This window comes from Streptomyces sp. T12 (assembly GCF_028736035.1).
In the GTDB taxonomy this organism is placed as follows: domain Bacteria; phylum Actinomycetota; class Actinomycetes; order Streptomycetales; family Streptomycetaceae; genus Streptomyces.
In genome coordinates, this window is record NZ_CP117866.1 from 7,329,409 (window position 1) to 7,343,554 (window position 14,146).

15 protein-coding genes are annotated in these 14,146 nt (G+C 69.0%); 9 read left to right on the forward strand and 6 right to left on the reverse strand.

Annotated elements, in window-relative coordinates; genetic code table 11:
* Nucleotides 1-89 precede the first annotated feature (89 nt).
* The 5 genes from atpA (at nt 90) to PBV52_RS33155 (ending at nt 5,171) form a co-directional block, all read left to right on the forward strand.
* Nucleotides 90-1,682 (forward strand): F0F1 ATP synthase subunit alpha, encoded by a 1,593-nt coding sequence (gene atpA, locus PBV52_RS33135; protein WP_274243409.1) that lies wholly within the window; start codon nt 90-92, stop codon nt 1,680-1,682.
* 21 nt (nt 1,683-1,703) lie between these two features.
* On the forward strand, nt 1,704-2,621 hold the full coding sequence (locus tag PBV52_RS33140) for a F0F1 ATP synthase subunit gamma (RefSeq protein WP_274243410.1): 918 nt from the start codon (nt 1,704-1,706) through the stop codon (nt 2,619-2,621).
* Nucleotides 2,621-4,057, forward strand: coding sequence for a F0F1 ATP synthase subunit beta (atpD, locus tag PBV52_RS33145; RefSeq protein WP_274243411.1), 1,437 nt, complete (start codon nt 2,621-2,623; stop codon nt 4,055-4,057). Before PBV52_RS33140 ends, atpD begins: the two co-directional genes overlap by 1 nt.
* Nucleotides 4,058-4,187: 130 nt before the next feature.
* Nucleotides 4,188-4,562 (forward strand): F0F1 ATP synthase subunit epsilon, encoded by a 375-nt coding sequence (locus tag PBV52_RS33150; RefSeq protein ID WP_274243412.1) that lies wholly within the window; start codon nt 4,188-4,190, stop codon nt 4,560-4,562.
* 162 nt (nt 4,563-4,724) lie between these two features.
* Entirely contained in the window at nt 4,725-5,171 is a 447-nt protein-coding gene (locus PBV52_RS33155; protein WP_062709764.1) for a DUF2550 domain-containing protein, read from the forward strand.
* Between the two features lie 36 nt (nt 5,172-5,207).
* Here PBV52_RS33155 and PBV52_RS33160 read toward each other — a convergent pair whose 3' ends face one another.
* The 3 genes from PBV52_RS33160 to PBV52_RS33170 all read right to left on the reverse strand — a co-directional run bounded on the left by PBV52_RS33160 (nt 5,208) and on the right by PBV52_RS33170 (nt 8,991).
* Nucleotides 5,208-7,031 carry a glycoside hydrolase family 18 chitinase gene (locus PBV52_RS33160; RefSeq protein ID WP_274243413.1) on the reverse strand — a complete coding sequence of 608 codons (1,824 nt, stop codon included), beginning with the start codon at nt 7,029-7,031 and terminating at the stop codon, nt 5,208-5,210.
* Between the two features lie 128 nt (nt 7,032-7,159).
* Nucleotides 7,160-7,801 carry a response regulator transcription factor gene (locus PBV52_RS33165; protein ID WP_274243414.1) on the reverse strand — a complete coding sequence of 214 codons (642 nt, stop codon included), beginning with the start codon at nt 7,799-7,801 and terminating at the stop codon, nt 7,160-7,162.
* Nucleotides 7,798-8,991, reverse strand: a complete 1,194-nt coding sequence (locus PBV52_RS33170) for a sensor histidine kinase (RefSeq protein ID WP_274243415.1) — start codon at nt 8,989-8,991, stop codon at nt 7,798-7,800. Before PBV52_RS33170 ends, PBV52_RS33165 begins: the two co-directional genes overlap by 4 nt.
* Before the next feature lie 152 nt (nt 8,992-9,143).
* On the opposite strand from PBV52_RS33170, the gene PBV52_RS33175 reads away from it, so the two are divergent.
* Nucleotides 9,144-9,728: a hypothetical protein gene (locus tag PBV52_RS33175; protein ID WP_274243416.1), complete on the forward strand. Its 585-nt coding sequence runs from the start codon at nt 9,144-9,146 to the stop codon at nt 9,726-9,728.
* A gap of 16 nt (nt 9,729-9,744) precedes the next feature.
* On the opposite strand, the gene PBV52_RS33180 is transcribed toward PBV52_RS33175, so the two are convergent.
* Genes PBV52_RS33180 through PBV52_RS33190 form a run of 3 tightly spaced genes read right to left on the reverse strand, consistent with a single transcriptional unit; the run spans nt 9,745 to nt 11,876 of the window.
* Entirely contained in the window at nt 9,745-10,317 is a 573-nt protein-coding gene (locus tag PBV52_RS33180) for a cob(I)yrinic acid a,c-diamide adenosyltransferase (protein ID WP_274243417.1), read from the reverse strand.
* 13 nt (nt 10,318-10,330) lie between these two features.
* On the reverse strand, nt 10,331-11,080 hold the full coding sequence (locus PBV52_RS33185) for an ABC transporter permease (RefSeq protein WP_274243418.1): 750 nt from the start codon (nt 11,078-11,080) through the stop codon (nt 10,331-10,333).
* A 13-nt stretch (nt 11,081-11,093) separates the two neighbouring features.
* Nucleotides 11,094-11,876 carry an ABC transporter ATP-binding protein gene (locus PBV52_RS33190; RefSeq protein WP_274243419.1) on the reverse strand — a complete coding sequence of 261 codons (783 nt, stop codon included), beginning with the start codon at nt 11,874-11,876 and terminating at the stop codon, nt 11,094-11,096.
* A gap of 80 nt (nt 11,877-11,956) precedes the next feature.
* On the opposite strand from PBV52_RS33190, the gene PBV52_RS33195 reads away from it, so the two are divergent.
* The 3 genes from PBV52_RS33195 (at nt 11,957) to PBV52_RS33205 (ending at nt 14,115) form a co-directional block, all read left to right on the forward strand.
* Nucleotides 11,957-12,598: a TetR/AcrR family transcriptional regulator gene (locus PBV52_RS33195; protein WP_274243420.1), complete on the forward strand. Its 642-nt coding sequence runs from the start codon at nt 11,957-11,959 to the stop codon at nt 12,596-12,598.
* A gap of 137 nt (nt 12,599-12,735) precedes the next feature.
* Nucleotides 12,736-13,584: a 3-hydroxyacyl-CoA dehydrogenase family protein gene (locus PBV52_RS33200; RefSeq protein WP_274243421.1), complete on the forward strand. Its 849-nt coding sequence runs from the start codon at nt 12,736-12,738 to the stop codon at nt 13,582-13,584.
* 207 nt (nt 13,585-13,791) lie between these two features.
* A complete protein-coding gene (locus PBV52_RS33205) occupies nt 13,792-14,115 on the forward strand; it encodes an STAS domain-containing protein (protein WP_030046661.1) in 324 nt (107 codons plus the stop codon).
* Nucleotides 14,116-14,146: the final 31 nt, after the last annotated feature.

A 14,146-nucleotide genomic window follows, 5' to 3' on the forward strand; every position in this document is an offset into this window, starting at 1 on the left:
CTGGTTGGGCCGTGCAGAAGAATCCTGGGGGTCGCCCCCAGACCCCCAAAGTGAAACTTCGGGCCCAACAAGGAGAGCAGGGAACCCAGATGGCGGAGCTCACGATCCGGCCGGAGGAGATCCGGGACGCGCTGGAGACGTTCGTCCAGTCGTACAAGCCGGACGCGGCCTCGCGCGAGGAGGTCGGTACGGTCACCCTTGCCGGCGACGGCATCGCGAAGGTCGAGGGTCTGCCCTCGGCCATGGCCAACGAACTGCTGAAGTTCGAGGACGGCACCCTCGGCCTCGCCCTCAACCTCGAGGAGCGCGAGATCGGCTGCGTCGTCCTCGGTGAGTTCAGCGGCATCGAGGAGGGTCAGCCGGTCTCCCGTACCGGTGAGGTCCTCTCCGTGGCCGTCGGCGAGGGCTACCTCGGCCGCGTCGTCGACCCGCTCGGCAACCCGATCGACGGCCTCGGCGAGATCGAGACCAGCGGTCGTCGTGCCCTTGAGCTGCAGGCCCCCACGGTCATGCAGCGCAAGTCGGTGCACGAGCCGATGGAGACCGGCTACAAGGCCGTCGACGCGATGACCCCGATCGGCCGTGGCCAGCGTCAGCTGATCATCGGTGACCGTCAGACCGGCAAGACCGCCCTGGCCGTCGACACGATCATCAACCAGCGCGACAACTGGCGCACCGGCGACCCGAAGAAGCAGGTCCGCTGCATCTACGTCGCCATCGGCCAGAAGGGCTCCACCATCGCGTCCGTGCGCGGCGCGCTGGAGGAGAACGGCGCGCTGGAGTACACGACCATCGTCGCTGCCCCCGCGTCCGACCCGGCCGGCTTCAAGTACCTGGCGCCGTACACCGGTTCGGCCATCGGCCAGCAGTGGATGTACGAGGGCAAGCACGTCCTCATCATCTTCGACGACCTCTCGAAGCAGGCCGACGCCTACCGCGCCGTGTCCCTGCTGCTGCGCCGCCCGCCGGGCCGTGAGGCCTACCCGGGTGACGTCTTCTACCTGCACTCCCGTCTGCTGGAGCGCTGCGCGAAGCTCTCCGACGACATGGGCGCCGGCTCGATGACCGGTCTGCCGATCGTCGAGACCAAGGCCAACGACGTCTCGGCGTTCATCCCGACCAACGTCATCTCCATCACCGACGGCCAGTGCTTCCTGGAGTCGGACCTGTTCAACGCCGGTCAGCGCCCCGCGCTGAACGTCGGTATCTCCGTCTCCCGAGTCGGCGGTTCCGCGCAGCACAAGGCGATGAGGCAGGTTTCGGGTCGTCTGCGCGTCGACCTCGCCCAGTTCCGTGAGCTGGAGGCGTTCGCCGCCTTCGGTTCCGACCTGGACGCCGCGTCGAAGGCGCAGCTGGAGCGCGGTCAGCGCATGGTCGAGCTGCTGAAGCAGGCCCAGTACGAGCCGATGGCCACCGAGGACCAGGTCGTCTCCGTGTGGGCCGGCACCACCGGCAAGATGGACGACGTGCCGGTCGCCGACATCCGCCGCTTCGAGAAGGAGCTCCTGGAGTACCTGCACCGCAAGGAGCAGGGCCTCATGACCTCCATCAAGGAGGGCGCCAAGATGTCGGACGACACGCTGACGGCCGTTGCCGACGCGATCGCGGAGTTCAAGAAGCAGTTCGAGACCGCTGACGGCAAGCTGCTCGGCGAAGAGGCTCCGGCCGCTGCCGCCAAGTGACGTAAGGAAGGGACCTGACTCATGGGAGCCCAGCTCCGGGTCTACAAGCGTCGCATCCGATCCGTCACCGCGACCAAGAAGATCACGAAGGCGATGGAGATGATCGCCGCCTCGCGCGTCGTCAAGGCGCAGCGCAAGGTGGCGGCCTCCACGCCCTACGCGACCGAGCTCACCCGCGCGGTCACGGCGGTCGGCACCGGCTCGAACACCAAGCACCCGCTGACCACGCAGGCCGAGACGGTCACGCGGTCCGCGGTGCTGCTCCTCACGAGCGACCGTGGTCTGGCCGGCGCCTTCAACTCCAACGCCATCAAGGCGGCGGAGCAGCTGACCGCACGGCTGGAGCGCGAGGGCAAGGAGGTCGAGATCTACATCGTCGGCCGCCGTGGTGTCGCCCACTACAACTTCCGTGAGCGCAAGATCACGGAGTCGTGGACCGGCTTCACCGACGAGCCCACGTACGCGGACGCCAAGAAGGTCGCGGCTCCGCTGATCGAGGCGATCGAGACGGCGACGGCCGAGGGCGGGGTGGACGAGCTCCACATCGTCTACACCGAGTTCGTCTCGATGATGACCCAGCAGGCGCTGGATGCGCGTCTGCTGCCGCTCAGCCTCGAAGAGGTTGCGCAGGAGGCTCCGTCCAAGGGCGAGATCCTCCCGCTGTACGACTTCGAGCCCTCGGCGGAGGACGTCCTCGACGCCCTTCTGCCGCGCTACGTGGAGAGCCGTATCTACAACGCGCTCCTCCAGTCGGCCGCTTCGAAGCACGCCGCCACGCGGCGCGCGATGAAGTCGGCCACCGACAACGCCGGAGAGCTCATCGAGACGCTGTCCCGGCTTGCGAACGCGGCCCGCCAGGCCGAAATCACCCAGGAAATCAGCGAGATCGTCGGTGGCTCCGCAGCCCTGGCCGACGCGACCGCGGGGAGTGACCGCTAATGACCACCACTGTTGAGACCGCGACGGCCACGGGCCGCGTCGCCCGGGTCATCGGCCCGGTCGTCGACGTGGAGTTCCCCGTCGACGCGATGCCGGAGATCTACAACGCCCTCCACGTCGAGGTCGCCGACCCGGCGAACGCGGGCGAGAAGAAGACGCTGACCCTGGAGGTCGCCCAGCACCTGGGTGACGGCCTGGTCCGCACCATCTCCATGCAGCCCACCGACGGTCTGGTCCGCCAGGCCGCCGTCACCGACACGGGCACGGGCATCACCGTCCCGGTCGGCGACTTCACCAAGGGCAAGGTGTTCAACACCCTCGGTGAGGTGCTGAACGTCGACGAGACCTACGACGGCGAGCGCTGGTCCATCCACCGCAAGGCCCCGAACTTCGACGAGCTCGAGTCGAAGACGGAGATGTTCGAGACCGGCGTCAAGTGCATCGACCTGCTCACCCCGTACGTCAAGGGTGGAAAGATCGGTCTGTTCGGCGGTGCCGGCGTCGGCAAGACGGTGCTCATCCAGGAGATGATCTACCGCGTCGCCAACAACCACGACGGTGTGTCGGTGTTCGCCGGTGTCGGTGAGCGCACCCGTGAGGGCAACGACCTCATCGACGAGATGAGCGAGTCGGGCGTCATCGACAAGACCGCGCTGGTCTTCGGTCAGATGGACGAGCCCCCGGGCACCCGTCTGCGCGTCGCGCTGGCCGGCCTCACCATGGCCGAGTACTTCCGTGACGTCCAGAAGCAGGACGTGCTGTTCTTCATCGACAACATCTTCCGCTTCACGCAGGCCGGTTCCGAGGTGTCGACCCTGCTCGGCCGTATGCCCTCCGCGGTGGGTTACCAGCCGAACCTGGCCGACGAGATGGGTCTCCTCCAGGAGCGCATCACCTCGACCCGTGGTCACTCGATCACCTCGATGCAGGCGATCTACGTCCCCGCGGACGACCTGACCGACCCGGCGCCGGCCACCACGTTCGCCCACCTCGACGCGACGACGGTTCTGTCCCGTCCGATCTCCGAGAAGGGTATCTACCCGGCGATCGACCCGCTGGACTCCACGTCCCGCATCCTGGACCCCCGCTACATCGCGGCGGACCACTACAACACCGCCATGCGTGTCAAGGGGATCCTGCAGAAGTACAAGGACCTCCAGGACATCATCGCGATCCTCGGTATCGACGAGCTCAGCGAGGAGGACAAGCTGGTCGTCCAGCGTGCCCGCCGCGTCGAGCGCTTCCTGTCCCAGAACACGCACGTCGCCAAGCAGTTCACCGGTGTGGACGGCTCGGACGTGCCGCTGGACGAGTCGATCACCGCGTTCAACGCGATCTGCGACGGTGAGTTCGACCACTTCCCGGAGCAGGCGTTCTTCATGTGCGGTGGTCTTGAGGACCTCAAGAAGAACGCAAAGGAGCTGGGCGTCTCCTGACGCACCGGTCTTCGTGAGCCATTGAGCTCTTGATGAGGGGGCGGGGGTTCGTCCCGCCCCCTCATCCACGCCTACTAGACTTGTAACCAACACCCGGCAGAACCGCCGGGTGGTGACCCGAGGAGCCACCTTGGCTGCTGAGCTGCACGTCGCGCTGGTCGCCGCCGACCGTGAGGTCTGGTCCGGCCAGGCCACCCTGGTCGTCGCGCGCACCACGTCCGGCGACATCGGCGTCATGCCCGGTCACCAGCCGCTGCTCGGTGTGCTGGAGTCGGGCCCGGTGACCATCCGTACGAGTGAAGGTGGAACCGTCATCGCCGCGGTCCACGGCGGCTTCATCTCGTTCGCGGACGACAAGCTGTCGCTGCTGGCCGAGATCGCCGAGCTGTCGGACGAGATCGACGTCCAGCGCGCGGAGCGGGCACTGGAGCGCGCCAAGTCGGATGACGACGCCTCCGCCGAGCGCCGCGCGGAGGTCCGCCTGCGGGCGGCGACGACGCGCTGACCCCTGGGGGTACCGCCCGGGGCCTTTAGGCTCTGGGACAGTGCACGCGATGACGTCACTCAGCCGCGGCTGGGACCGGAGCAATCCGGTGCCGGTCGCGGCTGAGGCAGATATGGAAGTTTTTTCCGTTCCGTTACCTAGGAGACGAGGAGGTCGGTGTCGATGGTCCTCGCTCTGACTGTGTGCGGAATCGTTGTCGCCCTGGTGGTGCTGGGGCTGTTCGTCTTCGGCCTGCGCCGCAGGCTCATCCAGCGCTCCGGCGGCACTTTCGACTGTTCCCTGCGCTGGGACGTGCCGGAGAAACCCGACACCAGCGGCAAGGGCTGGAGCTACGGCGTCGCCCGCTACAACGGCGACCGCATCGAGTGGTACCGCGTCTTCTCCTACGCCTATCGCCCGCGCCGCATCCTGGAGCGCTCCGCGATCGAGGTGGCCGGCCGCCGGGTCCCGGACGGTGAGGAGGAGCTGGCGCTGCTCTCCGACGCGGTGATCCTCACCTGTCTGCACCGGGGCACGCGCCTGGAACTCGCCATGAGCGAAGACGCGCTGACCGGTTTCCTCGCGTGGCTGGAGGCAGCCCCGCCCGGTCAGCGCGTCAATGTCGCCTAGGGGTCTTCAACCCCTTGAACGGCCCTTTGAATTTCCTTACGACAGCCCGCTGTTGATGGCGCTCACCAGCTCGCCGTTGCTGGTGTCGCCGCTGAACTCCCAGAAGAACGCGCCGCCCAGGCCCTGGTTCTTGGCCCAGGTCATCTTCCCGGCGATCGTCGAGGGTGTGTCGTACGACCACCAGTTGCTGCCGCAGTGGGCGTACGCGGTGCCCGCGATGGTGCCGGTGGCCGGGCAGGAGGTCTTGAGGACCTTGTAGTCCTCGATGCCCGCCTCGTAGGTGCCGGTCGCCGGGCCGGTGGCCGTGCCGCCGGGGGCGGACTGGGTGACGCCGGTCCAGCCGCGGCCGTAGAAGCCGATGCCGAGCAGCAGCTTGCTCGCCGGGACGCCCTTGGCCTTGAGCTTGGCTATGGCGGCGGCGGAGTTGAAGCCCTCCTTCGGGATGCCGGTGTACGACGTGAGCGGCGAGTGCGGGGCCGTGGGGCCGGTCTTGTCCCAGGCGCCGAAGTAGTCGTACGTCATCACGTTGTACCAGTCGAGGTACTGGGCTGCGCCGCCGTAGTCGGCCGCGTCGATCTTGCCGCCGGACGAGGCGTCGGCCGTGATGGCGGCGGTGATCAGATAGTTCGAGCCGAACTCGGTGCGCAGTGCCTGCGAGAGGTTCTTGAAGGCCGCCGCGCCGGAGGTGTCGCAGGTCAGGCCGCAGGCGTTCGGGTACTCCCAGTCGATGTCGATGCCGTCGAAGACGTCGGCCCAGCGCGGGTCCTCGACCACGGCCTTGCAGGACTTGGCGAACGCGGCCGCGTTCGCCGCGGCCTGGCCGAAGCCGCCGGAGTAGGTCCAGCCGCCGAAGGAGTACAGCACCTTGATGTGCGGGTACTTGGCCTTCAGCTGGCGCAGCTGGTTGAAGTTGCCGCGCAGCGGCTGGTCCCAGGTGTCGGCGGTGCCGCTGACGGACTGGTCGGCGGTGTAGGCCTTGTCGTAGGCGGCGTAGGTGTCGTCGACGACGCACTTGCCGTCCTTGACGTTGCCGAACGCGTAGTTGATGTGCGTGATCTTCGAGGCGGAGCCCGAGGTCACCAGGTTCTTGACGTGGTAGTTGCGGCCGTAGACGCCCCACTCGGTGAAGTAGCCGAGCTTGACCTTGTCACCGGTCGGGGGCGGTTCCGTGGTGCTGCCCGTGGTGCGCACCGCGCGGGCGCCGCTCACCGGACCGGTCTGGTCGGCGGTGTCGCGGGCCTGGACGGTGTAGGAGTAGTCGGTGCCGGCGCTGAGGCCGGTGTCCGAGTACGACGTGGTCGTCACCGTCGCGACCTTGGCGCCGTCGCGCAGGACGTCGTAGTTCTTGACGCCGTTGTCGTCGGTGGCGGCCGGCCAGCTGAGCTTCACCGAGGTGTTGGTGATGTCGGAGGCGGTGGGCGTGCCGGGGGCGGTCGGCGGGTTGTCGCCGGGGACGCTGCCGCCGTCGCAGCTGCCGCCGTTCAGCTTGCAGTTCGCGGGGGAGCCGGTACCGGTGCCGTTGAAGCCGAAGGTGACGGAGGCGCCGGGGGCGAGGGTGCCGTTCCAGGACTTGTTCTTGGCGGTCCAGTGGGCGCCGGAGGAGGTGACGTCGGCGTCCCAGGCGGAGGTGACGGACGTGCCGGAGGGGAAGTCCCACTCGACCGTCCAGGAGCTGAGGGAGGTCGTGCCGGTGTTCTTCACCGTCCACTTGCCCTCGAAGCCGGAGCCCCAGTCCTGGGTCTTGGCGTAGGTGGCGGTCGCGGATGTCGCGGCCTCGGCGGGGCTCGCGAGGCCGACCAGGCCGGCGAAGGGGAGCAACAGGGTCGCGAACCCTGCCGCGGCTCTGTGTCTGAAGCGCATGCTGCGCCTCCTCGGGGAGTTGGGGGCGTGACTGAGCCTTCACGCCCACGGTGCCGCGAGAATAGAAAGGTCTGGACCACGGGTCAATAGGTCTGGACCACTCTCGTACGCGGTCGCGCCCCGAACCCCTAGATGCCCAACTCTTGTGCCAGCACGGCCGCTTGGACCCGGCTGCGCAGCCCGAGCTTCCCCAGCAGGCGGCTGACGTGGGTCTTCACCGTGGCCTCGGCCATGTCGAGGCGGGCCGCGATGTCGGCGTTGGACAGCCCCTCGCCGAGACACGACAACACCTCGCGCTCGCGCCGGGTGAGGGAGTCGAGGACGGCCGGATCGGCGGTCGGCTCCCGCACGGGCTTGGCGGCGAACTCGGCGATGAGGCGGCGGGTGACAGCGGGTGCGATGAGCCCCTCCCCGCGTGCGACCGTGCGGACCGCTTCGACCAGATCCCTGGCCTCCGTGTTCTTCAGCAGAAACCCCGACGCCCCGGCCCGCAGCGCCCCGAACACGTACTCGTCGAGGTCGAAGGTGGTGAGTACGAGGACGTCCGCCAGCCGCTCGGCGACCACCTGCCGGGTCGCCGACACCCCGTCCAGACGAGGCATCTGAACGTCCATCAGCACCAGGTCGGGCCGCAGTTCGCGCGCCATGGCCACCGCCTGCTCGCCGTCCACCGCCTCGCCGACCACCTCGATGCCGGGCGCGCTGCGCAGGATGAGGACGAGCCCGGCGCGGACGGCGGACTGGTCCTCGGCGACCAGGACGCGGATCATTCTCTGTCTCCTTCGGTCACGGGGAGTGTGGCGCGTACGGCCCAGATCTTGCCGTTGGCCGAGGCCGGATCCTCGACGGGGCCGGCCTCGAAGCAGCCGCCCAGCAGCGCGGCCCGCTCCTGCATGCCGACCAGACCCGCGCCCGAGCCCGGCGCCCGCGGTCCGTCCCGGTCGCCGAACGGGCTGGTGACGGAGACGGTGAGCGAACCGTCCTGCTGGGCGATGACCACGCGGACGCGGCCGGGGCAGGCGTGCTTGAGGGCGTTGGTCAGGGATTCCTGGACGATGCGGTAGGCGGCGAGCTCGACCGGGGTGGGGACGGTGCCGTGGGCGGCGTCGAGGGTGACGTCGAGGCCGTTGGTGCGGGCGCCGTCGACCAGGGCGCCGAGGCCGTTGAGCGTGGGGGCGGCGACCGGCGCCGTGTCGCCGCTGGAGTCGCGCAGGATGCCGATGAGCCGGCGCATCTCGGCGAGCCCCTCGACGCTGTTCTCCCGGATGACCGAGAGGGCCTCCCGGGAGGTCTTCGGGTCGTCGAGGGAGAGCGCGGCCGTGGAGTGGATGGCGATCGCGGAGAGGTGGTTGGCGACCATGTCGTGCAACTCGCGTGCCATGCGGGCGCGCTCCGAGGTGACGGCCTGGGTGCGGTCCATCTCGGCCAGCAGCGCGGTCTGTTCGGCGCGCAGGCGGGCGGCCTCGGCGGCGTCGCGGTGGTTGCGGACGAGCCAGCCGGTGAGGGCCGGCGTCAGCCCGACCAGGCCGATGACCACGCCGATCAGCAGCGCCTCGGGCTCCCGCCACACCGCGACGGGCACCACCGTGCCGGCCACCGTGAGCAGCCCGGTGATCCAGGGGACGCGGCGCGCGGTGGCCGGTGGCCCGTACACCACGGCCGCGTACACGAGGTCGGTGAACATCAGGACGGTGACCAGGTTGCCCTGGGTGATGGTGTCCACGGTCAGCACGACCCACCCCACCAGCAGGGCCGTGCGTGGCAGGACGCGGCGCGCGGCCTCGCAGCCGGCGGTCACGACCAGCGGCAGCAGGATCCACCAGCGGCCGTCGAGGAGCACGATCGGCTCGCGGGCCGGCCGGGTCGCGAGGCCCACGCCCCACAGCAGCAGACCACCGAGCAGTCCGGCGAGCGCGACGCACACGTCGAAGCGGTGCGGGCGGGGCAGTCGTACGGCCATGTCCCCATCCAACACGGGCCGGGCACCCGGCGCCTGATTCCGGGGGAGGGTCCTGGACTGCATCTTTCGATGTACCGCCACTTCGTCACCGCCGACGACGAAAGCGGCCGGTCCCGACGGGAGCCTGGGAGGGTGACCGAAGGGAGCATGTTGTGATCGTCGCCCTCATCATCGCCTGCGAGGTCGGCTTCTGGGTGCTGCTGGCCCTGGGCCTCGCCGTCCGCTACCTGCTGAAGTGGCGCCGTACGAGCGTGGTGTTGCTGCTGTGCGAGCCGGTGCTGGAGCTGGTTCTGTTCGTCGCGACGGCGATCGACCTGAAGAGGGGCGCCGAGCCGGGCTGGGAGCACGGTCTGGCCGCGCTCTACATCGGTTACACCGTCGCCTTCGGCCACTACACGATCCGCTGGCTCGACGGCCACGCCGCCCACCGCCTGGGCGGCGGCCCGCCCCCGCGGAAGCCGCCCCGCTACGGCCGCGCCCGCACCCGCCACGAGGCCAGGCTGTGGCTGCGGGCGGTGTACGGGGGTGCGGTGGCCCTGGGCCTGCTCCAGCTGGCCGTCTGGTACGTCGGCGACTCCGGCGACGTCAGCTCCCTGCGCGCCTTCCAGTGGGTGGCGATCCGCACGGTCGGCATCTACGGCCTGATCGCCCTGGGGTACTGGATCTGGCCGAAGAAGGCCCCGGTCGGCGAGGAGGAGCCCCGGCTCACGACGGACAAGGAGCGCGTCCGGCCATGAGCCGGGTATCGGCGGCCTAGCGCTCCCCGCCCGGCACCCACAGCACGTCCCCGACCTCCTTGTTCGCGCTCCTCGCGAGGATGAACAGGAGGTCGGACAGGCGGTTCAGGTAGGTCGCCGTCAGTGGGTTCATCACCTCGCCGTGGACCTCCAGCGCCGCCCACGTCGAGCGCTCGGCCCGCCGAACGACCGTGCAGGCCTGGTGCAGCAGGGCCGCACCCGGCGTACCACCCGGCAGGATGAAGGACCGCAGCTTCTCCAGCTGCTCGTTGAAGTGGTCGCAGTCCGCCTCCAGCTTGTCGATGTAGAACTGCTCGACCCGCAGCGGCGGGAACTGCGGGTTCTCCACCACCGGCGTCGACAGGTCCGCACCCACGTCGAACAGGTCGTTCTGCACGCGGGTGAGGACCTTGACGATCTCCTCGTCGAGCCCGCCCAGTGCGATCGCCGTGCCGATCACCGCGTTCGCCTCGTTGGCGTCGGCGTACGCCGAGATCCGCAGATCGGTCTTGGCGACCCGGCTCATGTCGCCGAGGGCGGTGGTGCCCTGGTCGCCGGTCCTGGTGTAGATGCGCGTCAGATTGACCATGTGGCCAGCGTAGTTACGCTCCGGCGGTTCGGAACACGCGTGTGCCCACCGTCACGGCCAGCGCGGCGAAGGCGACCGCGACCAGGACGCCGTACAGCATGGGCGCCGTCGCGTACGAGCCGACGTACGCGTCCCGCACCGCGTCCACCAGATAGCGGAACGGTACGAAGTGGGAGAGGACGTCCAGCCACCTCGGCCCCAGCGTCATCGGCAGCATCAGGCCCGACAGCAGCATCATCGGCATCGTCATGGCGTTGATCGCCGGGCCGAACTCCTGCGGTGTGCGGACCTTCATGGCGAGCGCGTACGACAGCGAGGCCAGCGACACCGTCAGCAGCGCGACGAACGCGAAGCCGATCAGCACCCCGGGCAGGGGAGCCCGTAGCCCCATCGCCAGCGACGCCAGCACCAGCAGCACCGCCTGGAAGACGAACACGGTGGCGTCGCGCAGAACGCGCCCCAGCAGCAGGGCGAGGCGGCTGACGGGCGTCACCCGCATCCGCTCCACCACGCCCTGACTCTTCTCGATGATGATCGTGAAGCCGGCGAACGACGCCCCGAACAAGCCGAGTTGGAGCAGCAGTCCGGGCACCAGCACCTGCCACGAGCTGCCGCGTCCGCCGAGCGGCAGGTCGGTCAGGAGCGGGCCGAAGAAGAGCAGGTACAGCAGCGGCATCAGCACGCCGAAGAGCAGGGCGAAGCGGGAGCGCAGGGACTGGCGCAGATAGCGGCCGTAGATCAGCGCGGTGTCGTGAAGCAGCATCTTCGGGGGATTCCTATACGGCTACGGGGGCGGCGTCGGCCGGCGTGGCGCTGCGGCCGGTGATAGCGAGGAACGTGTCCTGGAGGGAGGCGTCGATCGAGCCGCCGTACCGCAGCTTCAGCGCGCTCGGCGTGCCCTCCGCCACGACCACGCCCTGGTCGACGACGACCAGGCGGTCGGAGAGGGCGTCGGCCTCGTCGAGGTAGTGGGTGGTCAGGAACACCGTCGTGCCGTGCTCGTCGCGCAGGTGCCGGATCAGGTCCCACAGGTCGGCCCGGCTGCCGGGGTCGAGGCCGGTCGTCGGCTCGTCGAGGAACAGGACCTTCGGGCGGTGGGTGAGCGCCATCGCGATGTCGAGGCGGCGCCGCTGGCCGCCGGAGAGGGCGCCCGCCTTGCGGTCGAGGAGGTCGGTCAGGCCCAGGTCGCGGGCCAACTCCTCGGACCGCCGGACCGCCTGCGTCTTCGTCAGGCGGTACAGGCGGCCCTGGGTGACGAGTTCCTCACGCACGGAGATCTGCGGGTCGACGCCGCCCGACTGGGCCACGTATCCGCACGCCCGGCGCACCCCGGCGGGGTCGGTCGCGAGATCGCGGCCCGCGACGGTGGCCGCGCCCCCGGTGGGCGCCAGCAAAGTCGTCAGCATCCGCAGGGTCGTCGTCTTACCCGCCCCGTTCGGGCCCAGGAAGCCGAGGATCTCGCCCTCGCGGACGGCGAGGTCGATGCCGCGCACGGCCTGGACCGGGCCGAGCTTGGTCTGGAAGGTACGGGCCAGTCCGGCCGTACTGATGATGGGCATGGCCCCAGAAAAACAGAGTCTCTTAAATTTTGCAATGGCTCCAAAGTTTCAGAGGGTCCAGCGAAGTTAGGATGTGGACCATGGCTGAGGGGCTCAGGGAACGGAAGAAGCGCGAGACACGGCAGCGCATCTCGGACATCGCCACCGGGCTGTTCCTGGAGCACGGGTTCCTGGCGGTGACCATCGCGGACGTGGCGGAGGCCGCGGACGTCTCCGTGAACACCGTCTACAACTACTTCCCGGCCAAGGAGGACCTCTTCTTCGACCGCTCCGCCGGTGTCGTCGAGCAGCTCTCCCGCTGGGTGCGCGCCCGGGACGAGGGGGAGTCGGCCGCCCGGGCCGTGCTGCGCGAGCTGCGCGCCGAGGTCGAGGCGGTCTCGCCGCGGATCGGCCTCATGGCGGGCTACGACCGCTTCATGCGCGTCATCCACGAGGCGCCGCCGCTGCGCTCCCGGCTCTGGAGCCTCCAGCAGGAGATCCACGACCACCTCGAAGCCACCCTCCGCGAGGAGGCCGGCGCGCCCGACGGCGACCCGCTCTCGGGCCTGATAGCCGGTCAGATCTCCTGGTGTCATCAGACGGTCTTCGTCACCGTCGGCCGCGAGATGCTCAAGGGGCGCAATCCGGACGAAGTATCACGGGAGGTGCTCGTGCTTCTCGACGACATCGAGGAGCTGTTGAGCGAGAAGGTGCTCAACTACGCCGTCCGAGGCGCTCAATGACCCGTGCCGGTGTGATGTCCGTCAGATGAGACGTGACTCGCGTTACTAACCGGTCACACAGTCCCTCACGAGCGCTAAGGTCCGCCGAAGAGGCAACCTAAACAGGGTGTAAGGCGTTTCAAAGGGGAGTCGCAACAGTGGCACGGAAGCTTGCCGTCATCGGCGCCGGCTTGATGGGTTCCGGGATCGCCCAGGTCTCCGCTCAGGCGGGGTGGGACGTGGTCCTGCGTGACGTCACCGACGAGGCGCTGAAGCGCGGCACCGACGGCATCAAGGCGTCGTACGACAAGTTCGTCAGCAAGGGCAAGCTGGAGGCGCACGACGCCGACGCCGCCCTCGCCCGTATCACCGCGACCACCGACCTGGACGCCGCCGCCGACGCGGACGTCGTCGTCGAGGCCGTCTTCGAGAAGCTCGAGGTCAAGCACGAGATCTTCCGCGCGCTCGACAAGATCGTGCGGGACGACGCCGTGCTCGCCTCCAACACCTCCGCGATCCCGATCACCAAGATCGCGGCGGCCACCGAGCGCCCCGAGCGGGTCGTCGGTGTGCACTTCTTCTCGCCGGTCCCGATGATGCAGCTGTGCGAGCTGGTCCGCGGCTACAAGACGAGTGACGAAACCCTCGCCACCGCACGGGAGTTCGCCGAGTCCGTCGGCAAGACCTGCATCGTCGTCAACCGGGATGTCGCCGGCTTCGTGACGACCCGGCTCATCTCGGCCCTCGTCGTCGAGGCCGCCAAGCTGTACGAGTCGGGCGTCGCCACCGCCGAGGACATCGACCTCGCCTGCAAGCTGGGCTTCGGTCACGCCATGGGCCCGCTCGCCACCGCGGACCTCACCGGCGTCGACATCCTGCTGCACGCCACCAGCAACATCTACACCGAGTCCCAGGACGAGAAGTTCGCCCCGCCGGAGCTGATGCGCCGGATGGTGGACGCGGGTGACATCGGCCGCAAGAGCGGGCAAGGCTTTTACAGCTACTGAGGTTTCGTAGACCACCGCACAGCCCCCGCGCCCATCACGCGATGGGGTGAATTCGGTATCGGTTCGCTTACAGACGGCAACCTCTGACCGCTCAACGCAGTCAGAGGTTGCATCACCCGCCACAGCGAAGACTCATAGCAAACACAGCCACAGCCACATCCACAGACAACGCATCGCGGAGCACGAACGCACGCTTGGGGAGCGCATATGCACATCAGGGGCGACCACGCCGAACTGGTCGTCGGGGGCGTCCTCGACGTCCGCAGCGCGGCGGACGCCCGTACGGTTCTGCACTCGGCCGTCGACGACGGAGTCGGCGATCTGGTGCTCGACCTGTCCGAGCTGGACTCCTGGGACGCCACCGGACTCGGGGTGATCATGGGGGCCCACCGGCGGGCCGGCCGTTGCGGCCGGCGCCTGGTGCTGCGCGGCGTACCGCCGCAGATGCAGCGCCTGCTGGTGGCCACCCGGCTGCACCGGATCCTGGCGATCGAGGGCGGCATCGGGGTGGAGTCCCTGCCCCGGGTGTGACGCCCGGCATGGGTGGGGCGGGACAGTCGGG